At 69.7% G+C, this 18,841-nt stretch carries 17 protein-coding genes and 4 pseudogenes; 8 read left to right on the top strand and 13 right to left on the bottom strand.

All coding sequences use genetic code 11. The features are described from left to right. Positions 1-9 precede the first annotated feature (9 nt). A complete protein-coding gene (locus tag ACLJQZ_RS04035; RefSeq protein ID WP_410618646.1) occupies positions 10-1,482 on the top strand; it encodes an arabinofuranosidase catalytic domain-containing protein in 1,473 nt (490 codons plus the stop codon). Between the two features lie 27 nt (positions 1,483-1,509). Then, entirely contained in the window at positions 1,510-2,925 is a 1,416-nt protein-coding gene (locus ACLJQZ_RS04030; protein ID WP_410618645.1) for an endo-1,4-beta-xylanase, read from the top strand. Between the two features lie 20 nt (positions 2,926-2,945). Here the strand turns inward: ACLJQZ_RS04030 and ACLJQZ_RS04025 are convergent, their stop codons facing one another. The 5 genes from ACLJQZ_RS04025 to ACLJQZ_RS04005 all read right to left on the bottom strand — a co-directional run bounded on the left by ACLJQZ_RS04025 (position 2,946) and on the right by ACLJQZ_RS04005 (position 8,991). Then, complete coding sequence (locus tag ACLJQZ_RS04025; RefSeq protein WP_410618644.1) at positions 2,946-3,839, bottom strand: amidohydrolase family protein; 894 nt, start codon at positions 3,837-3,839, stop codon at positions 2,946-2,948. Between the two features lie 109 nt (positions 3,840-3,948). Further along, complete coding sequence (locus ACLJQZ_RS04020; protein ID WP_410618642.1) at positions 3,949-5,853, bottom strand: hypothetical protein; 1,905 nt, start codon at positions 5,851-5,853, stop codon at positions 3,949-3,951. Between the two features lie 18 nt (positions 5,854-5,871). Next, positions 5,872-6,747 carry a carbohydrate ABC transporter permease gene (locus tag ACLJQZ_RS04015; protein WP_410618640.1) on the bottom strand — a complete coding sequence of 292 codons (876 nt, stop codon included), beginning with the start codon at positions 6,745-6,747 and terminating at the stop codon, positions 5,872-5,874. Further along, complete coding sequence (locus ACLJQZ_RS04010) at positions 6,737-7,633, bottom strand: carbohydrate ABC transporter permease (protein WP_410618639.1); 897 nt, start codon at positions 7,631-7,633, stop codon at positions 6,737-6,739. The genes ACLJQZ_RS04015 and ACLJQZ_RS04010 overlap by 11 nt, the downstream gene beginning before the upstream one ends. Beyond that, on the bottom strand, positions 7,630-8,991 hold the full coding sequence (locus tag ACLJQZ_RS04005; protein WP_410618638.1) for an ABC transporter substrate-binding protein: 1,362 nt from the start codon (positions 8,989-8,991) through the stop codon (positions 7,630-7,632). Before ACLJQZ_RS04005 ends, ACLJQZ_RS04010 begins: the two co-directional genes overlap by 4 nt. Positions 8,992-9,212: 221 nt before the next feature. Here ACLJQZ_RS04005 and ACLJQZ_RS04000 point away from each other — a divergent pair, with 221 nt between their 5' ends. Continuing rightward, positions 9,213-9,992, top strand: a complete 780-nt coding sequence (locus ACLJQZ_RS04000; RefSeq protein ID WP_410618637.1) for a FadR/GntR family transcriptional regulator — start codon at positions 9,213-9,215, stop codon at positions 9,990-9,992. Positions 9,993-10,123: 131 nt separating this feature from the next. Here the strand turns inward: ACLJQZ_RS04000 and ACLJQZ_RS03995 are convergent, their stop codons facing one another. Next, positions 10,124-10,480 carry an alpha/beta fold hydrolase gene (locus ACLJQZ_RS03995; RefSeq protein ID WP_410618636.1) on the bottom strand — a complete coding sequence of 119 codons (357 nt, stop codon included), beginning with the start codon at positions 10,478-10,480 and terminating at the stop codon, positions 10,124-10,126. 7 nt (positions 10,481-10,487) lie between these two features. Then, positions 10,488-11,075 (bottom strand): alpha/beta fold hydrolase, encoded by a 588-nt coding sequence (locus tag ACLJQZ_RS03990; RefSeq protein ID WP_410618635.1) that lies wholly within the window; start codon positions 11,073-11,075, stop codon positions 10,488-10,490. Positions 11,076-11,260: 185 nt separating this feature from the next. Between ACLJQZ_RS03990 and ACLJQZ_RS03985 the strand changes: the two genes are divergently transcribed. From ACLJQZ_RS03985 to ACLJQZ_RS03965, 5 genes and pseudogenes are all read left to right on the top strand, one after another. Then, positions 11,261-12,208 carry a helix-turn-helix transcriptional regulator gene (locus ACLJQZ_RS03985; protein WP_410618633.1) on the top strand — a complete coding sequence of 316 codons (948 nt, stop codon included), beginning with the start codon at positions 11,261-11,263 and terminating at the stop codon, positions 12,206-12,208. A gap of 24 nt (positions 12,209-12,232) precedes the next feature. Beyond that, positions 12,233-12,391 (top strand): annotated as a pseudogene (locus ACLJQZ_RS03980) (hypothetical protein); the annotation flags it as partial. Between the two features lie 112 nt (positions 12,392-12,503). Continuing rightward, positions 12,504-12,959 (top strand): annotated as a pseudogene (locus tag ACLJQZ_RS03975) (DNA ligase D); the annotation flags it as partial. A gap of 148 nt (positions 12,960-13,107) precedes the next feature. Further along, positions 13,108-13,380 (top strand): hypothetical protein, encoded by a 273-nt coding sequence (locus ACLJQZ_RS03970; protein ID WP_410618631.1) that lies wholly within the window; start codon positions 13,108-13,110, stop codon positions 13,378-13,380. An 82-nt stretch (positions 13,381-13,462) separates the two neighbouring features. Next, positions 13,463-13,819, top strand: a pseudogene (locus ACLJQZ_RS03965) (sugar phosphate nucleotidyltransferase); the annotation flags it as partial. A 3-nt stretch (positions 13,820-13,822) separates the two neighbouring features. On the opposite strand, the gene ACLJQZ_RS03960 reads toward ACLJQZ_RS03965, so the two are convergent. The 6 genes and pseudogenes from ACLJQZ_RS03960 to ACLJQZ_RS03935 all read right to left on the bottom strand — a co-directional run bounded on the left by ACLJQZ_RS03960 (position 13,823) and on the right by ACLJQZ_RS03935 (position 18,706). Continuing rightward, entirely contained in the window at positions 13,823-14,305 is a 483-nt protein-coding gene (locus ACLJQZ_RS03960; RefSeq protein WP_410618630.1) for a hypothetical protein, read from the bottom strand. Between the two features lie 138 nt (positions 14,306-14,443). After that, the gene (locus ACLJQZ_RS03955) at positions 14,444-15,466 is read right to left on the bottom strand and encodes an ArsR/SmtB family transcription factor (RefSeq protein WP_410618629.1); all 1,023 of its coding nucleotides are present in this window, start codon (positions 15,464-15,466) and stop codon (positions 14,444-14,446) included. A gap of 134 nt (positions 15,467-15,600) precedes the next feature. Further along, positions 15,601-16,003 (bottom strand): annotated as a pseudogene (locus tag ACLJQZ_RS03950) (M48 family metalloprotease); the annotation flags it as partial. Positions 16,004-16,442: 439 nt separating this feature from the next. Next, entirely contained in the window at positions 16,443-17,318 is an 876-nt protein-coding gene (locus ACLJQZ_RS03945) for an ABC transporter substrate-binding protein (protein ID WP_410618628.1), read from the bottom strand. 12 nt (positions 17,319-17,330) lie between these two features. Then, a complete protein-coding gene (locus tag ACLJQZ_RS03940; protein ID WP_410618627.1) occupies positions 17,331-18,059 on the bottom strand; it encodes an SDR family NAD(P)-dependent oxidoreductase in 729 nt (242 codons plus the stop codon). 26 nt (positions 18,060-18,085) lie between these two features. Next, positions 18,086-18,706 (bottom strand): TetR/AcrR family transcriptional regulator, encoded by a 621-nt coding sequence (locus ACLJQZ_RS03935; protein WP_410618626.1) that lies wholly within the window; start codon positions 18,704-18,706, stop codon positions 18,086-18,088. Between the last annotated feature and the right edge of the window lie 135 nt (positions 18,707-18,841).

Below are 18,841 nucleotides of genomic sequence, written 5' to 3'. Positions count from 1 at the left end.
AGTTCGCTGATGGTCGCAAAAGCACGATGGAGAAGGTTGTCGCAAACCGCGGGTGCCGTGGTGGCGCTCGCCGCGGGCGCGCTGGCCGGCCCGGCCGTACCGGCGCAGGCCGCGACGCAGGGGCCGTGCGACCTCTACGCCGCCGGCGGCACGTCCTGCGTCGCCGCGCATTCCACCACGCGCGCCCTGTACGGCTCGTACAACGGTGCCCTGTACCAGGTCCGGCGGTCCTCCGACAACGCGACGCGGGACGTCGGCGTCCTGAGCGCCGGCGGTGTCGCGAACGCCGCGACCCAGGATTCGTTCTGCGCGGGCACGACGTGCCTGATCACCGTCATCTACGACCAGTCCGGCCGCGGCAACCACCTGACTCAGGCCCCGCCGGGCGGGTTCTCCGGCCCGGCGGCCGGTGGGTACGACAACCTCGCCAACGCGGCCGCCGCCCCGATCACCGTCGGCGGCCAGAAGGCCTACGGCGTGTTCGTGGCCCCCGGCACCGGCTACCGCAACAACAACGCCACCGGCACCGCGACCGGCGACCAGCCGGAGGGCATGTACGCGATCTTCGACGGCACGCACTACAACGGCGGCTGCTGCTTCGACTACGGCAACGCCGAGCGCAACAGCCGGGACAACGGCAACGGCACCATGGAGGCCATCTACTTCGGCAACATCAAGGTCTGGGGCTACGGCGCCGGAAACGGCCCGTGGATCATGTCCGACCTGGAGAACGGCCTGTTCTCCGGAATCAACCAGCGGTACAACGCCAACGACCCCAGCATCAGCCACCGCTACCTCACCGCGATCATCAAGGGCGAGTCCAACCACTGGGCCATCCGCGGCGGCAACGCGCAGTCCGGTGGTCTGTCCACCTTCTACGACGGTGCCCGCCCCAACGTGTCCGGGTACAACCCGATGCGGAAGGAAGGCGCGATCATCCTCGGCACCGGTGGTGACAACAGCATCGGCTCCGCGGGCACCTTCTACGAAGGCGTGATGACGTCGGGCTACCCGTCGGACGCCACCGAGAACGCCGTACAGGCCAACATCACCGCCGCCGGGTACGGCACCGGCGGCGGCGGCACCAGCACCGGGCCGCTGCACGCGGTGGGCGCCGGCAAGTGCCTCGACGTCCCGGGATCCACCACGACGGCCGGCACCCAGCTGCAGATCTACAGCTGCAGCGGCCAGGCGAACCAGACCTGGACCCGCACGTCGTCGAACCAGCTGACGGCCACCGTCGGCGGGCAGACGCTCTGCCTGGACGCCTCGGGCAACGGGACCAGTGCCGGGACGAAGGTGGTGACCTGGTCCTGCAACGGCCAGGCCAACCAGCAGTGGACCGTCAACTCGAACGGCACGGTCACCGGCGGGCAGTCCGGTCTGTGCCTGGACGTGACGAGCGCGTCCACGGCCAACGGCGCGCTGGTCGAGCTGTGGACCTGCAACGGCGGCAGCAACCAGCAGTGGACGCTGGGTTAGGACCATCGAAGGAGGAACGAGGTTGTCATGACTACCAGCCCATTCCGGTGGCGGACCGCGCTCGCCGCCACCGCGACCGCCGGTCTCGCGGCGAGCGCCCTGGTGTTGTTCCCCGGCGTCGCGGGAGCGGCGAGCACACTCGGGGCCGCGGCGGCGCAGAGCGGAAGGTACTTCGGCGCCGCGATCTCCACGAGCCACCTCGGCGAATCGGCCTACGTGAACACGTGGACGTCCGAGCACAACGGCGTCACCCCGGAAAACGAGATGAAGTGGGCCACGGTCGAGCCGAACCGCAACCAGTTCAACTTCGGGCCGGGGGAGCAGATCGTCAGCCAGGGCCGCGGCAAAGGGATGAAGATCCGCGGGCACACGCTGGTGTGGCACGGGCAGCTGGCCGGGTGGGTGAGCGGGCTGGACGCGAGCAACCTGCGCTCGGCGATGCTGAACCACATCAGCCAGGTGGCCGGCCACTGGAAGGGCCAGCTCTACGCGTGGGACGTCGTCAACGAGGCGTTCGAGGAGAACGGCACCCGCCGGCAGTCGGTGTTCCAGCAGAAGCTCGGTGACAGCTACATCGAGGACGCGTTCCGCGCGGCTCGCACGGCCGACCCGAACGCCAAGCTCTGCTACAACGACTACAACACCGACGGCGTCAACGCGAAGAGCACCGGGATCTACACCATGGTCCGGGACTTCAAGAGCCGGGGCGTGCCGATCGACTGCGTGGGCTTCCAGAGCCACCTCGGCTCGAACTCCAACCTCGGCAGCTACCAGGCGAACCTCCAGCGCTTCGCCGACCTCGGCGTCGACGTGCAGATCACCGAGCTGGACGTCGGCGGCTCGGGGTCCGGTCAGGCGAACGTGTACCGGCAGGTCGCGCAGGCCTGTATGGCGGTCTCACGCTGCACCGGCATCACCGTCTGGGGCGTCACGGACAAGTATTCGTGGCGTTCGGGGGACACACCGCTGCTGTTCGACGGCAACTACGGCAAGAAGCAGGCCTACACCGCCGTCCTCGACGTGCTCAACGGCGGTGGCGGAAGCGGCGGTGATGGCGCGGTGCGCGCCGTGGCCGCGAACCGGTGCCTGGACGTGCCCAGCTCGTCGACCACCGCCGGTACCGCGCTGGCGATCTGGGACTGTCACGGCGGCACGAACCAGCAGTGGACCCGCACGAGCACCGGGGCGTTGACCGTCTACTCCGGAAGTTCGCAGCGGTGCCTGGACACCGCGGGCGGCGGGACCGCCGCCGGCACCGCGGCGGTGATCGCGAACTGCACCGGCGGCAACGGCCAGAAGTGGACGTCGAACTCCAACGGCACCCTCACGAACGGCCAGTCGGGCCTGTGCTTGGACGTCTCCGGCGCGGCGACCACCAACGGAACCGCGGTGATCGTCTGGACCTGCAACGGTGGGACCAACCAGCAGTGGGCCGGTGGGTGACTCAGATCGTCACCCGGCACTCATCCGCGTGGATGAGGCGGGTGGCGCACCACCCGGGGGTCCAGGTCCTTTCGGGCTCCCGGTCCGGGCACCTGGTAGGTCCGGGCGGCGTTGTGGTGGAAAACCGCTTCGGCGGCCGCGGCGGGGTGGGTGGCGAGCGCGTCGCCGATCAGGTCCCGCCACGCCCCGTGATCCGTGGCCAGGGTCAGGACGGGCCAGTCGCTGCCGTACAGGCACCGGCTGGGGCCGAACGTGTCCAGGGCTTCGCGCACCGCGTCGACCACGACCGGGCGAGCGGTGCCCGGGGTGGCCTCGGTGGCCAGTCCGGACAGCTTGCAGAGGACGGTGGCGTGCCGGGCCAGCCGGCGCAGGTCCCGGCGCCACCGCTCGTACCCGGGGCCGCCCGGCGTGGGCTTGCCGAGGTGGTCCAGGACGATCGTGGTCCGCGGGCAGGCGGCCGCCAGTTCGGTCAGCTCGGGCACCTGGTGGGCGCGGACGCACGCGTCGAACGGCAACCCCGCCTCGCCCAGCAGCCGCACACCCGCCCGGAACCCGCGGTCGCGGAGGAAACCGGGCGCTTCGTCCTGCACGTTGCGCCGGACCCCGACCACGAACGGATCACCGCCGTACCCGGCGAGGAACCGGTTCGTCGCTGCCGGGCTTTCGACGTCGACGTGCGCGACCATGCCGCGGATCCACGACCGCCGCCGCGCTTCCTCCCGCAGCCACCCGATCTCGCCGGCGGCATCCGCGGGCGCTCGTCCCGCCTCGACGACAATGACGTCGCTCCGGAGACGTCCCGGGAAGTCGCCGGGGGTGAACGGCCGGTTCAGGGCCGCGATGCCGTCGAGCCAGGGGTAGCGCAGCTTCCGCGGGTCCCAGAAGTGCACGTGCGCGTCGAGGACCCCGGTCACACCGGCGCTCCCCGCAGCCGGTTCTCCGGGCGGCCGCTGGGCCACGGGAGATCGCGGACCGGTTCGAGGCAGGCTTCCTCCGGCTCGGTCTCCCCGAGCGTTGTCCGCTTCACGGAGCGCCTGCGGAGGCCTGCTCGTCGAACGGGGTGGCGTAGGACGGCGGACGGGCACGCAGGGCGAGCCGCAGGGTCAGGCGGACGCGGGTGGAGCGGGGCAGCTCCACCTCCAGCCACGGGCCTTCGACGTCGATCGACGCGGACGTCACCGCCGGCTCGCCGTGGCCGTAGTCGTAGAGATCGCCGATCCACGACGGGTCGTCGCAGACGCTGTGGCGGGCGGTGCGGATGTGGTGCTCGGCGAACGCGCCGGCCTGCACGATCACCGTCCGCCGCTCTTCCGGGTCGAGGTTGACCAGGTCGAGCACGGTCGCGTCCGGGTCGATGCCGGAAACCAGGGCCGACACCGACGGCGGCAGCCCCGGGCGCCGCGCCTGTGCGTCGTAGTAGCGCACGCGGGCCTGCTGCAGGCCGCCGTTGTAGACGACCTGCGGAGCGCCCCAGGTGAGCTGCACCAGCGCCTCGGTGACCACCGGGTTGGACTGCTGCCACAGGTGGATGTCGGCTTCGGGGACGTCCCGGTCGCGGTAGCGCTCCATGCGGGTCAGCCGGTGGCGCACCTGGGCCTGCGCCGCGGCCAGGATCCGCTCCGGGTAGCCGGGGTCGTCGCCGGCGAGGAAGGCGAACCAGGGCTCTTCGTGACCGGCTTCTTCCTTGCTGCGGAAAGGCCGCACGGTACGCCAGTCGTAGCCGCTCGCGGTCCGCAGCCGGTCGAGGCGGTCCCGGTCGCCGGCCGAGGCGGAGTGGTGCCACAGGGCGACCGGGACGCCCATCAGCATCGGGTTGTAGTCGAACCAGCCCCGGTCGTCGTGGCGGAAGGGAACGTGCAGCGTAGGCGTGCGCACGTCCTCGCACAGCTGGACCGACCACTTGGAGCCGAGGCTGGAGTCCGCTTCGGTGAAGGCCATCACCTTGCCCTGGGCGATGATCTCGTCCAGGGCCGGGCGCACCAGGTCGGTGAACGTGTCGTCGCCCGTGGCGAGCGCGGCCGCCAGCGCGCCGACGACGGCGGCGTGCCCGACGCTGTACCAGCCGTGCGGCCACGACCAGCCGTAGTGCCCGCCGTACCAGCGACCCTCCAGCAGCCCGCCCACGGTGCCGTCGGGCGCGACGTTGTCGGGCAGGATGCCGCCGTTGGCGGCCGCGCGCTCACGCCAGGCGCCCACGTACTCGGCGAGCCAGTCGCGGTAGCGCCCCTCGCCCGACAGCAGCAGGGCGTTGAAGACCAGCCCGGACGCCGCGAGGTTGACCGCGGTGTCGCCTGTCCCCATCCGCCGGTGCATCTGCTCGCCCAGCGCAGAGTCGTCCGGTGGCAGCCACTCCAGCGGGAAGCCGTACGTCATGGCCTCCCGGGGCAGCCATGGGTACGCGCCGCCGTCGAAGAGCCCTTCGCGCGCCGGGTCGCTGCCGTTGTGGGGACGCCGGATGATGCGGTGGACGGGATCGTAGTTGCCGTGCGCGGGATCGACGTAGAGCTCCGCGAACCGCAGCGCCCGGTCCCGCCACCGCCCGGGCGCGGCCATGCACAGGAAGTACAGCAGCAGCAGGCTTTCGCCTTGGTGGAACCAGTCGTAGCCGCGTTCGTATTCGTCGTGCAGCATGCCCAGCTCGGTCAGCTGCCGGGTGACGCCCTCCCAGTGGTGCTCGGACTCGGTGAGCAGGTCGTCGGCGCCGCCGAGCAGGTAGAGCTGGGGCCAGTTGAAGAACGTCTCGTAGAAGTCGTCCACGCCGTCGCGGGTGGTGAGAACGCCCTCGTACCGCAGCCGTCCGTCCGGGCCGGTGAAATCACGGGCGAACCGGCGCCACGCCCGGTCGAGCAGGGCGAACAGCTCGCGTTGCGCGATCGCCCAGCCCGGCGGTTCGAGCAGGGGTACCGAGGCGGTGATGACGGGAGGCATCAAAGTTCTCCATGGAGGTCACTCCTTAATTGCGCCGGCGAGCATCCCGGCGACCAGGAAACGTTGGGAGAAGAGGAAGACGACGAGGACCGGGGTGATCGCGAGCAGGGTGGCCAGCGCCAGTTCCGGGCGCTCGACCGCCGCGGTGCCGGCGGTCGGGTTGAACTGCGGGACGGCGTCGAGGAGGGTGCCCAGGCCGACCTGGACGGGGAACTGGCCGCTTTCCGGGAGCAGAACGTACGGCAGGAAGTAGTTTGTCCAGTTGGCGACGAAGCTGAAGAAGCCGACGAGGGCGACGATCGGTGCGGCCAGGGGCAGGGCGATGTGGCTGAACGCGCCGAACTGCGAGCAGCCGTCGAGCTTCGCCGCGTCGATCAGGTCGCGGGGGAGTGCGGTGGAGAAGTAGATGTAGGTCAGGTACACGCCGAACGGGTAGAACGAGTACGGCAGGATGATCGACCACATCGAGCCGATCAGGTGGACGGCGTTGACTTCGAGGAACAGCGGGACCACCAGCGTCGCGTTCGGCATCAGCATGACCACCAGCGTCGCGACGAGCAGCGTGCGCCGGCCGCGGAACCCGGTCATCGCGAGGGCGTAGCCGGCCGGGATCGCCACGCACAGCGTGATCGCGAGCGCGATGAAGGAGTACAGCGCGGAGTTGCCCAGCCACCGGAAGATCGCGCCGTCCCCGAACGTGGTCAGCGCGGACCAGTTGTCCCCGAGAGCGTCCCACGAGCCGAACGACAGCGGGTTGCCGTGCACGAGCTGGTCGTCGGTCTTGGTCGCGGCCAGCAGCAGCCACAGCACCGGAAGCACGAAGAAGATCGCGAACAGGGCGAGCACCAGCACCGAAAGCGGGTTCGGCAGCTTCCGGCCGGGGCTAGTCGGCATCGAAGAACCCCGATCGGGCCACGAACACACCGGCGACGGCCACGCCGATCACCAGCAGCTCCACCGAGATGGCCGCGGCCGTGTTCACGTTGTCGTTCTGGAACGCGAAGTCGTAGGAGAGCTGGTTGAGCGAGTAGTCGCGGCCGGCGACCCCGACGCTCGCCTGCGAGAGCAGCTGCGGTTCGACGAACAGCTGGGTTCCGCCGGCGAAGGCGAGGATCACCATGTAGACGATCCACTTGCGCAACAAGGGGATCTGGATGCGCCACGCGGTCTGCCACGCGCCCGCGCCGTCGATCCGCGCCGCTTCCAGCAGGTCGGGGGAGATGGTGTTCAGCGCGCCGTACATCACGACGATCCAGCCGCCCGCTCCCGTCCAGAAGGCGATCATGGTGAACAGGACCGGCAGGTGCCCGGGTGCGACGACCTCGCCGAAGGTGTCGAAACCCAGCGCCCGCAACAGGAAGCTCACCGGGCTCACCGACGGGTCCAGCATGAACAGCCAGACCAGCACGCCGGCCGCACCGGCCAGCGCCCCGGGGATGTAGTAGAGGAACCGCAGGGCGGTGCCGGCCGCCCGGGAGGCCAGCCGGTGCAGCACCAGGGCCAGCCCGACGACGAACACCACCAGCGACACCAGCCAGCACAGCAGGTAGAGCGCCACGTGCCCGACAGCGGAGAGGTACCGGAAGTCACCGGCGGCCTCGACGAAGTTGGACAGGCCGGCGAAGCGGTCACCCGCGTCGGTGAACGCGAAGTAGATCGCGTAGACCGTGGGCACGACCCCGAACGCGACCAGCAGGACGACGTAGGCCGCGACGAAGAGGTGCCCGGCCCGGCCCGGCCAACGGGTCCGTCGCCGGGACGGCTGGGTAGCCGTGGTCACTGGCTGACCTCGTACCCGTTGGACTTCGCGTAGTCGGTGATCGCTTTCTGCCAGTCGGGCAGCAGGGAGACGATCGTCTTCCCGGCGGTCTGGCCGGTGGTGACGGTGGCGGCCCAGATCGCCTCCTGGCTGAACTGCCCGTAGCCCCAGCCCGGCCACACCTGTGCGGCGGCCGTCTGCAGCGGCCCGGTGATGTCGCCGGCGTAGTACCCGCTGGCCGTCTGCTTCGCCAGCCAGGCCTTCGCCGCGCCCGTGTTCGCCGGGTAGCCCGGTGCGACCTGGCCCTGGTAGTCAGGCGCGGTGGTCACCCAGGTGAGGAAGTCGGTGGCGTCCTTGAGGTTGGCGCTGTGGGCGGACAGCAGCCAGGTGCCCCCGCCGACGTTGCCGACCGACGGGGCGGTTTCGCCGGCCCACTGCGGCATCGGCGCGACGCCGATCTGGCCCTTGGGCGTCTTCAAGGACTCCTGGAAGATCGACCCGCCGAACCAGGACGGCCCCGGCAGCATGAGGATCTTGTCGCCGGAGTTCTTGTCGAAGTCCGAGCTGAACACGCTGCTGGTGGACATCGAGCGGTTCGCGACGAGGGTGTCGAGCAGCGCCGCCATCCGGGTGCAGGCCGGGCTCGTGGTGTTGACCTTCACCGCCTTCGGGCCGGTGATCTCGTTGGCGCCGCACTTGGCGGCCCACAGGTAGATCTCCGGGGTGAAGTTGTCCCCGGCCGTGCCGACCAGGTAACCGAGGTGCTCGGTGGCGACGCGCTGACCCAGCGCCTGGTACTCCTCCCAGGTCTTGGGCACCTGGTAGTTCCACTGCCGCATCAGCGAAGCGTTGTACCAGAGCACGGTCTGGGCGAGGTCGTTGCGCAGGCAGTAGAGCGTGCCGTCCACGGTGCAGGGGGCGTTGGCGCCGGGGGCCCAGCCGCTCAGCGTCGCGTCGGGGATCTGTCCCTTGTTCAGGGGCGCGGTGAAGCCGGCCTGCACCGCCCACGAGGTCTCGTTGTTCTGGGTGCTGAACACGACGTCCGGCCAGCCGCTGCGGGTGCGGTTGAACAGACTGACCTTGGTCCGCAGGTAGTTGGAGCCGTTGGCGTCACCGTCGTAGGTGACGATGTTCAGCTTCGTCGCCGGGTGCTGCTTCTGGTAGAGCTGCGCGGCGGGCAGCCGCGTCGAGTCGATCCACACGGTGAGCGGTCCGCCGGTCTGCTGGACGGGCTGGAACCCGGTCGGGGCGCCGGTGCCGCTGCCGCCGTTCCCGCACGCCGTGACCGCCGCGAGGACGGCCGCGACGCCGAGCGCCAGTCCGGCGGACCGCCGGCGGCGCTGAGCTGATCTCCTGGCTCCGGGGGCTGGGGCTGTCATGAGCTACTCCACTCCATCGTGGTGCCCGCAAGCCGAACTGATCAGACAACGGCATACGGCCATGTGTCGGACACATCTCGTGTTGCTGGATGCGGCTTCCATGAGAGTCCGTCCGATGTCCGTAGTCAAGAGGGGGCGAGCCCAAAAATTGGTAGGACTTATCTGCGGATCATCAATCCGAATGTATGCTTCACACCGACGGTGAGCGGGAGGTGCGAGTGGTGGACGGCGGGCACGCGTCGATCGACCCCGGTCCGGCCCGCGGCGACGCGCCGGAGACCCGATCGCCGACGTCGTACCGGCCCGGTTACGAGCTCGTCGCCGAGCGGATCCTCCGGCTCATCACCGAGCTGCGGCTGCGGCCGGGGGACCGCATGCCCACCGAGAACGAGCTGGCGTCGCGGCTGGGCAGCTCCCGCACCATGGTGCGGGAGGCGGTCAAGATCCTCTCGGCGATCGGCCGGGTACGCGCGCAGAAGGGACGGGGCCTGTACGTCGCCGATGACGAGGGGATGCTCGGCTCGGCGCACTGGGGCAGCCTGTTCCTGCCGACGGACCTCGAGCACATCTACATGCTGTTCGAGTTCCGCCGGGTCCAGGAGATGACCGCCGGCCGGCTGGCGGCGACCCGGGCCACGCCGGGCGAGCTGCGGGTGATCGAAGCGGCGGCGGAAACCTGCCGGCAGGGCCACCTCACCGGCGAAGCGGCTTTGTTCGACCGCGGCGACGACGAGTTCCACCTCGGCATCGCGGCCGCGTCCCACAACCAGTTCCTGCTGGCCGCCGTGCGTGAGGCGCGGCGGTTGCAACACCAGTCCAGCACGATCGGCCTGCACGGCACCGTCGGCGAACACGCGGCGGAAGCGGTCGAGGAGCACGTCGCGATCTACCAGGCGATCCGGGACGGCGACCCGGAGGCGGCCGCGCGCGCCGCCGCCGTCCACCTGGACAACACCCTGGAGGACTACCGCCGCGAGATCCAGCGGCGGGTTTTCGGCTGAGCTCACCGCTGGGTGGCGGCCTCCACACCGCGCCACCGGTGATCGAGTCGCCGCTCGAGACGGTGGGGATTCCCCGCGGTGGCGGCGATGCGGTCCCGGATCATCGTGGCCCGCGCGTCGCCGGGTAGTCACTAGCCCTGCCGGTCCAGCCATTCTGAAATCACTTGGTTTGTTTCTTCGGGCATTTCCTGCTGGATCCAGTGACCGCAGTCCAGGCCGGCCACTTCCACGTTGGGAACGAACTCTGCCAGTTTTTCGAACCTCGGGACCGCGAGGTCCCGATCGCCGTAGATCATGAGGGTGGGCTGCTTGATGATCGGGTCCGCGTCCGCCAGCTGGTGCCAGTTGCGGTCGAGGTTCCGGTACCAGTTGATGCCGCCGGTGAACCCCGACGTCTCGAACGCGGAGACGATGACGGCCAGGTCGCTGTCGCTCATGACGGGCTCACCGAGTGGTGTTTCCGCCTTGGCAAGATTGATGAATTCCATGCCCGGCTCAGGGGGTGCGGGGGGGGGGGGGGGGCACGTTCTTCCGGTAGAGGTTGCGGATGAACTGGGAGGTGTTGTCATCGAACACGGCGTCCGCGACGCCCGGCTGCCGGTTGAAGTGGACGAAATAGAAGTCGCCGCCGAGGAAGGTTTCCATGACCTCGATCCACGGTGTTTCTCCGCGCTCCTGGTAAGGCAGGCTCATGGTGATCAGCTTGTTCACCCGGTCGGGGTGCAACAGGGTCAGCCCCCAGACGACGAACGCGCCCCAGTCATGGCCGACGAAAGTGGCGTCCTCGTAGCCATGGTGATCCAGGAGCGCGACGAGGTCGCCCGTCAGGTGTTCGATGTCGTAGTCCGTCACCTCGGTCGGGCGGGAGGAGTTGCCGTAGCCCCGCTGGTTCGGTGCGATGACGTGGTAGCCGGCTGCGGCGAGGACGGGCATCTGGTGACGCCAGGTGAAGGCGTGCTCCGGCCAGCCGTGGCAGAGCACGATGGGTTTTCCCTTGTTTTCTCGGCCTGCTTCGAATACTTCGAGTTCCACGCCGTTGACTGGAACAATGGCGGGCTCGGGAAAATCGGCTGGATCGAACATTGAATTTTTCCTAATCTTTCATGGTTTCAGGCGACGAAAGCACTCCGGCGATGGCGTCGGCGCACCCCGACGGGCCGAGGGCCGGCACGTCGTGGGTGGTCGGACTCGTCGATGAGGCCGCGACACCCATCTTGCCGGCTAAACCGGTCACCCCATGACCGGTTTTATGTGGAATTGTGGCCACCGTGCGAACCGACCGGCTGGTGGCCGTCCTCCTCCTGCTGCAACGGCGCGAGCAGGTGACAGCGGCTGAAGTCGCCCAGGAGCTGGAGGTCTCCGAGCGCACCGCCCGCCGCGACCTCGACGCCCTGGCCATGGCCGGGGTGCCCCTGTACCCCATACAGGGCCGAGGCGGTGGCTGGCGCCTCGTGGGCGGCGCCCGCACCGACCTGTCCGGGTTGACCGCGGGTGAAGCCCGCGCCCTGTTCCTGGTTGCCGGCCCGGCCTCGTCTGCGACGCCGGCCGTGAAAGCAGCCCTGCGCAAGCTCGTCCACGCCCTGCCGGAGCCCTTCCGGGTGCAGGCCGAGGCAGCGGCGTCGTCGTTGGTCATGGACCCGCAACAGTGGGGGTCGGATCGGGTCGAGCGCCGACCACCTCGTTTCCTCGACGAACTCCAGGACGCGGTGATCCGCGGCGTCCAGGTGCGGCTCGGCTACGTCGACAGCAACGGCGCCGAAACCGAGAGGGCCGTCCACCCGCTGGGCATCGTCACCAAAGGTCCGTCGTGGTACCTCGTCGCCGGCACCGAGGCCGGCCGGCGGACCTTCCGGATCGACCGCGTGTCGTCCGTCGAACCGACCGGCGATCCCGTGCACCGGCCCGAGGACTTCGACCTCGCCGAGAGCTGGCACGAAATCGCCGGCGAGATCGACCGCAAGCGAATGCCGCTGGAAATCCAGGCGGTGTGCGTGCTCCACGGGATCGGCCTGCTCCGGATGGGGCTCGGCAGCCGGCTCCAAGTGGGCGGCGCCACGACCGACGGCCGCGTCAAGGTCATGATCCGCGGCTACGACGAGTACACGCTCGCCGGCGAACTCGCCGGACTGGTCGAATGGCTCGAAGTGACCGGCCCTCCGGGCGTGCGAGACCACCTGGCGTCGATCGGCAACGCACTCGTCGCGCGATACGACTGAGGCCGTCCCACAGCGTCGAGGCCTTTGAGGAACATCGGAAGAGAATCCGACCGCGCCCGCCTGCAGGCTCGCCTCGAACCGCTGGAACGACGCACGCATCCGTTCACGGTGGCACCGCCCCGCGCGGACGTGGCCCGGGTCCGCTGGGTCGAATCCGAGCTCGTCGACGAGGTCGTGTCTCGCACGTTCACCAGCGCCGGTCGCGTCCGCCACACCGCCTGGCGCGGCCTACGCGACGATCGCAAACCCGGCGAGGTCATCGCCCCCGGGAGCGGTGCCGGCACCCGCCACGGCAATGAGGCCGACGCCGTCTGCAACGGTCGCTGCCGAGCGCCCGAAAGCGGCACACGCAGAGCCGGCGCTGCTGGGGGACAAGGTGACGGTTCAGGTCGTGAACCGGCGGCTGACCATCTCGAACCTCGGCAAGTTCCGCTACCCGCAGGCTGGGTTCACCAAGGGCGAGGAGATCAACTACTACTCACGGGTCGCCCCGGTCCTGCTGCCGCACATCGCCGACCGTCCCGTGACATTCATCCGCTTTCCCAAGGGAGTGGCGGCCAGCAGTTCTTCGAGAAGAATGTTGCGAGCGGCGCTGCGCACCGTCCGGCTGCCCACCTCCGGCACACGCTCCGGTCGCGGGGAGGAAGTCATCGAATACGTCTTTCTGGACGAGCTGGCGGCCCTGGTGTGGGCGGCAAATACGGCCGCGCTCGAGCCGCACGTCCCGCAATGGCAGATCGATCCCGGCGGCGGGCGCCTACCGCCGGATCGCCTGGTGCTCAACCTCGATCCGGGGTCCGGGCGTCGATTGTGGAGTGTTGCCGGGTCGCTGAGCGGCTCCACGCTCTCCTGGAGGCTCACGGACTCACCCCCATTGCGAAACTTCCGGATCGAAGGGAATGCAGCTTTACGCTGCGACGAATCGGCGCACCGGCCGCGTGTTCATCGACTGGTCGCAGAACAACCCGAAGAAGACCACGATCGCCGCGTACTCCCTGCGCGGTCGCGACCGTCCCACCGTCTCGACACCGATCACCTGGGCCGAAGTCGCAAGCTGTTCCCACGTCACCCAGCTCACTTTCACCGCCGACGACGTCCTCGACCGCATCCAGAGATACGGTGACCTCCTCGCCTCGCTTGATGACAGCACAGCGCCACTGCCCGAACGGTGATGTAGTTCCGGTCTCGCGCTTAGCCTGTGGCAAAGGTAGGGCCCGGCGACAGACCGCGGTGGGATCTGCCACCAAGCCAAACTACGACAACCAGGTCGTCGGCATCGCCCGCGCGCTGACGCCGTCGCCGCGCGGCGAGCTGGAGATCACCGACGTCAACCTCACCTACGTGCGCCAGGACCGCGCGACGCTGGTCGAGCTGAGCCGCGGGTTCGCCTGGCTCGACACCGGCACGCACGATTCGCTGCTCGAGGCCGGGCAGTTCGTGCAGGTGCTGGAGCACCGGACTGGTGTGCGCATCGCCTGTCTCGAGGAGATCGCGCTGCGGATGGGCTTCATCGACGCCGACGAGTGCTTCACGCTGGGCTCGGAGCTCGCGAAGTCCGGCTGCGGCGACTACGTCAAGGTCGTCGCCGTCGCAGCCGGAGCTTCGGCCTGAAGCTTACGGGTAGACCCGCAACGCCGAGGCCTTGTCGTTCATGCTGCCGAGCCCGTAGCACGTGTAGCAGGTGATGCTGGCGCCGCCGGGGCCGGGCAGGTCGTAGAGCGTGCCGTGGCTGCACGTCCCGACACCCTCCCAGGACGACAGGACGTTGTTCTGGACGATGGTGCTCCACGTCCAGGTCCGGCCGCCCGAGCAGCCGGGGCTCGCGACGTCGAACCACCAGCAGGTTCCTTCGAAGTTGCTGTCACGGCATCCGTAGCCGACGTGCACGTTGGCGGCCACCGTGTCCGGTGCCGCCAGGGTAGCCGGCCCGCACAGGGTGCGTGCCGCCGTGACGACGTTCGTGTTCCCCTGCTGCTCGAATGCCGTCGCCTGGATCGTGCAGGCCTCGCGAGCGGACGCGGCGGCCCCGGAGCTCGCAGTGGTCGTCGCGGACGCGGGTGCCACCAGCCCCACCGCCAGCAGCAACCCGGCGGCCATACTCAGTAATACGGCGATCGGCCGACATTTCACCATGGACTTCTCCCCATCGTCGAGGTTGTCAGAACCGGACGGCTCGATCCTCGCGCCGTTCCCGGTTTCCACCACACCTTTCGACCAGGTTCGAGGTCTCCGCGGTCACCATTGTCCGACCGGGGTCGGCCGGCCGTTCAACAAGGCGACGCCCGTGGCCGTGAGGTGGTGCATCACCGAGGCGCCGTCGCGATTGCTGGTGATGAGGCCGGCGTCTCGCAGGATTTTCGTGTGATAACTGATCGTCTGCGCCGAAATCCGCAATCGGCCGGCGATCGCGCCGGTGGCGAGCGCGCCGTTTCCGGCCAGGTCGAGAATCCTGGCTCGGGTGTCGCCGAGCAGATCGCCGAGCGTTTCCCCGGCTGCCGCGCACCGGCCGTTCCCTGACAGCCACCGGGGATCGTGCCGGATCGGCAGGACCAGCACCGGCGCGAGGTCGCGGTCGAACAGCGTGACCGGGCGGCGGACACAGCAGAAGGACGGGACGAGCAGCAGTCCCCGGCCGTCGAGGTGCAGGTCGCGGTCATGGGGGTAGCGGACCAGCAGCGACGGTGGCTGCCAGGCGCAGCCGGGACCGAGCGACCGCAGCAGCGCCTCGCTGCCCCTGGTGGTCGTGACGCGGGCGTACTCCTGGCGCACTTCCGCCAGCCGCAGGTCGATCAGCGACCGGAACGGGGCGATCGCGGCGTCGTAATAGGTCCGCAACGCGCGGCAGACGTGCGCGACCGCGTCTTTGTCGCCGGTGGCGAGCAATCGTGCTCGCGGTGGGAGGAATCGCGCGTGGGCCAGCCGGGTGAGCTGGATCGAAAATTGCGTCTTGGGGGTGCACCGCACCGCGTCGATGCCGGTGGCGATCTCCCCCGTTCCGGTCACCGGGGTGAGGAAATCCGGAAAGTAGTGTGCGCTGGGGTTGATGACGTTGAGGAAAGCCACCACCGCTGCCCAATCGGGCGACCGGAATTCGGCCAGCCTCCGTCGCCAGGGGTCGAACACGAGGTCCGGCTCCCCGGATTGCAACAAGTGCAGGCTCAGCACCACTTCCCACATCCAGTCCGTGGCCGTGGCCAGCCGCAGCCTGCCCTGGTCCTCGGCCGTGAAATGGATGCGCAACAACCCCTCGGTGTTCACCGGCTCCCCCTGAGCGATCCTGGCGCGACAACCGTCGGCGCCTTGGCGTGAAGTGCACCGTCCAAGTGTGGGATCGCATTCGGGCGCCGAAGTGCTACTCGGCGCGGTTGAGCCGCCGGGGCCCGCAACCCGGGTCAGAACGGGCGGCGTGCCATCTCTTCGAGCCGCCGGATGCCATCCGCGATCGGCGGGTGGGTTGAGAACAGCTTGCTCAGGCCCTCACCGGGGCGGAACGGGTTCGCGATCATCAGATGCGACTGCTACACCAGCTGCGGCTCGGGCGCTACGGCGGGCGCGCGTTCCCGCGTCCCGCGTCCGCAGCGCCGACGCCAGGCCTGGCGGGTCGTCGGTCAGCTTCGCGCCGGTCCGCGTTGGCCTGGTACTCCCGCGACCGGCTCACGCCCATCCGGATGACCGCCGCCGCGATCTGGCCGACGAAGATCAGCAGCAGGTGACCAGCGGGCTGCTGTCGCGGTTACCGCCGCCGAAGAACAGCGCGATGTTCGCGAGCGCGTTGGTCACGCCGGCCAGCTCACCTTCACCGCCGACGACGTCCTCGACGATCCGTGGATCGTCTCGCTGCGCCTCGAGAAGCGCGGGCTGAAGCGCCTGAAAGTTCGCCATTCGTGACGAGTGCGTGGCGATGCTCCGGCCGGACCGCCTACCTCGAGAACAATCCGGGGAGCGTCCAGCAGTTGTTCGGGCAGGGCCAGGTAGCGCGCGACAGCGACGAGCGCTGCGGCGGCGTCCGGCAGGCGCGCCTTGTCGCGGCGCTTGGTGCGGGCATGGCTGTTGCGGGCGTCGGCACGCTCGGCGGAAAAGGCAGCTCGTCGCGGACGGCCGCCGACCGGGCCCCTCGTCGGGGCGGCAGCTCAACGCCGTCCCGCGCCGAGCGCCGAACGTCGTCCGCCCGGCGCGGCCGGGCCGCCGCGTCGGCCTGCTCGAACGCAGCCGCCGAGCTGACGTTGACCGGCTCTCAGGGGGTCTCGTTCGCGAGGCGGTAGAAATCCGCGGCCGACACGGTGTCCGGCACTCCGAGCTCGGCCGCGATCGCGGCGATCCCGGTGGCGCCGGTTGCGAGATCGGCTTGGCCGTCGGTGGTGAAATACGGCGCGATGAACCTGTCGTAGTGGGCGCGGGCCTCCTGCTCGGTGTGCCCCCCGAGGAATGTCCGCAGGTGCCGCACCGTGGTGTCGGGATCCTCGTGGAGCACTCGCAGGGCGCGCCGGTGGGCGCGGACGACGGCCCGCACCGCGGGGTCGTCCGGCGAGACGTAGGTGGGGTCTACGGCCACGCCCACGGTGGGGATCCGGAAGTGGTCGCCGATCCAGCCCAGCAGCTGCCAGCCGTGTTCGGCGGCGACCGCTTCCGGGGCCATGGTGCTGCCGACGTAGGCGGCATCGATCTCACCCGAGCGCAGGCGGCGCAGGTCCATGCCGTAGTCGCCGGGCTGCCGCACGACGCACTGGACGTCGCGGTCGGGGTCGAGCCCGGCCTGGCGCAGCACGATGCGGGCGAAGCAGCCGGGCGGGGTGTGCGGGGCGTGCACCGCCAGCCGCTTTCCGGCCAGGTCGGCCAGTGAGGTGCCGGACCGGGCGAGGAACCAGAACAGCGGGCGGTCGGTGTTGACGGTCAGTGCGACCCAGGGGGTGCCGTCGGTCAGCCGGGACAGCAGCGCGCGGCCGAGCCCGATGGTGGCGCCGTGGCGCAGCCTCGCGATGTCCCAGGCGCAGCCGTCACGCAGCGCGACGTGCACGTTTTCCTCGGCGTAGAAGTCCTCTTGGTCGGCGATGTAGGCGACGAGTTCTTCGTGCAGGCCTCGTCCGACGTAGGCCAGATCGATGGTGGGCATGCGCGTCCTTCCTCAGTACATCGCCATGCCGCCGTTGACCGCGGCGGTGGTACCGGTCATGAAGGCGTTGTCCTCACCGGCGTAGAACGCGACGACGTGGGCCACGTCGGCCGGGACGGCCAGCCGGCCCAGTGGGGTGGCGGCCACCTGCCGGCGCTTCTGCTCGTCGTCGAGCACGTGGGAGATCTTGGTTTCGGCCACCGGGCCGGGTTCGACGACGTTGACGGTGATGCCCTGTGGGCCGAGTTCCTGGGCCAGGTAGCGGGCGAACTGGGTGAGCGCGGCCTTGGCCGTACCCAGCGCGATCATGCCCGCGCGCGGCCGGCGGCTCAGGCCGGTACCGAGGTAGATCAGCCGGCCCCAGTTCTGCTCGGTCATGGCGGGCAGCACGGCTTTGGTGACCACGAACGCGGCGCGCAGCTCGCCGTCGAGCTTGCCGCCCAGCTCGTCCCAGGTCATCTCCTGGAACGACTTGATCGCGTAGGGGGTGAGCGCGTTGTGCACGAGGACGTCGACGTCGCCGCCCCAGGTATCCCGGACCCGATCGAGCATGGCGTCGACGGCCGCGACGTCGCGTACATCGGCTTGGACAGCGATGGCCTGGCCGCCCGCGGCGTCGATCCCGGCGACGACTTCCTCGGCCGCCTGGGCGCTGCGCAGGTAGTTGACCACCACCCGCATGCCGCGTTCGGCCAGCAGCCGCGCGGTGGCCGCGCCGATTCCGCTGCTGGCTCCGGTCACCACTGCGACCCTGCCGGGTGCCCCGGTCATGACGTGACCTCACTTTCGCTGCCGGAGCGGATCGCCCCGTGAAGGATGGTGTCGATGGTCGCGCGGAGCACATCGGCCGCGGTGCAGCCGAGCTCGCGCGGCAGCGGCGAGTTCAGCAGCCGCTCCACCGCGCCGCGGGTGATCTCGCCGAGCAGCGCGGGGGGAGCGGAGAGCAGGCCACGCCGATGACCGTCTCGGAACAAAGCGTCCAGCCGCTGGTAGACGACCGCGTCGATGCGCTGTTCCACGTGCCGGCGCAGGACCACGTCACCACGCCCGGTCGCGAGCTGCGTCGCGCCGATCCGCTCGAGTTCACCGCACGCCGCGATCAGGAATTGCCGTACCTGCTCGCCGAACGACGTGTCGCGGGCTTCCTCGGCCGCCGCGGCCAACGTGCGCTCGACCGCGGCGAACTGCCGGTCGAGCACAGCGGTCATCAGGCTGCGCTTGTCGGGGAAGTGCCGGTAGATCGTCTTCTTGGCCATCCCCAGGTCCCGGGCCAGCTCGTCCATGCTCACTCGCCCGGGGCCGGGCGCGGCGAACAACCGCCCGGCCGCCTCGAGGATGAGATCGGCGCGCCACTGCTCAGAAACCGAGGAAACTGCTCTGGTTTCCATAGTTTCGATAGTGGCCTCGCGGCTGCCCGATGTCAATGCGGGGTCGAACTTCGAGGCTGTGCCGGGCCCGCCGAGCGGTCGGTCGGCGCAGGCGTGCCGAGGCGTGCTCCGCAGTTGGAAAACGGGGGTTGCCGT

It is taken from the genome of Amycolatopsis sp. cmx-8-4 (assembly GCF_046548675.1).
GTDB lineage: Bacteria > Actinomycetota > Actinomycetes > Mycobacteriales > Pseudonocardiaceae > Amycolatopsis.
This window is presented reverse-complemented; position numbering and strand designations above follow the sequence as displayed.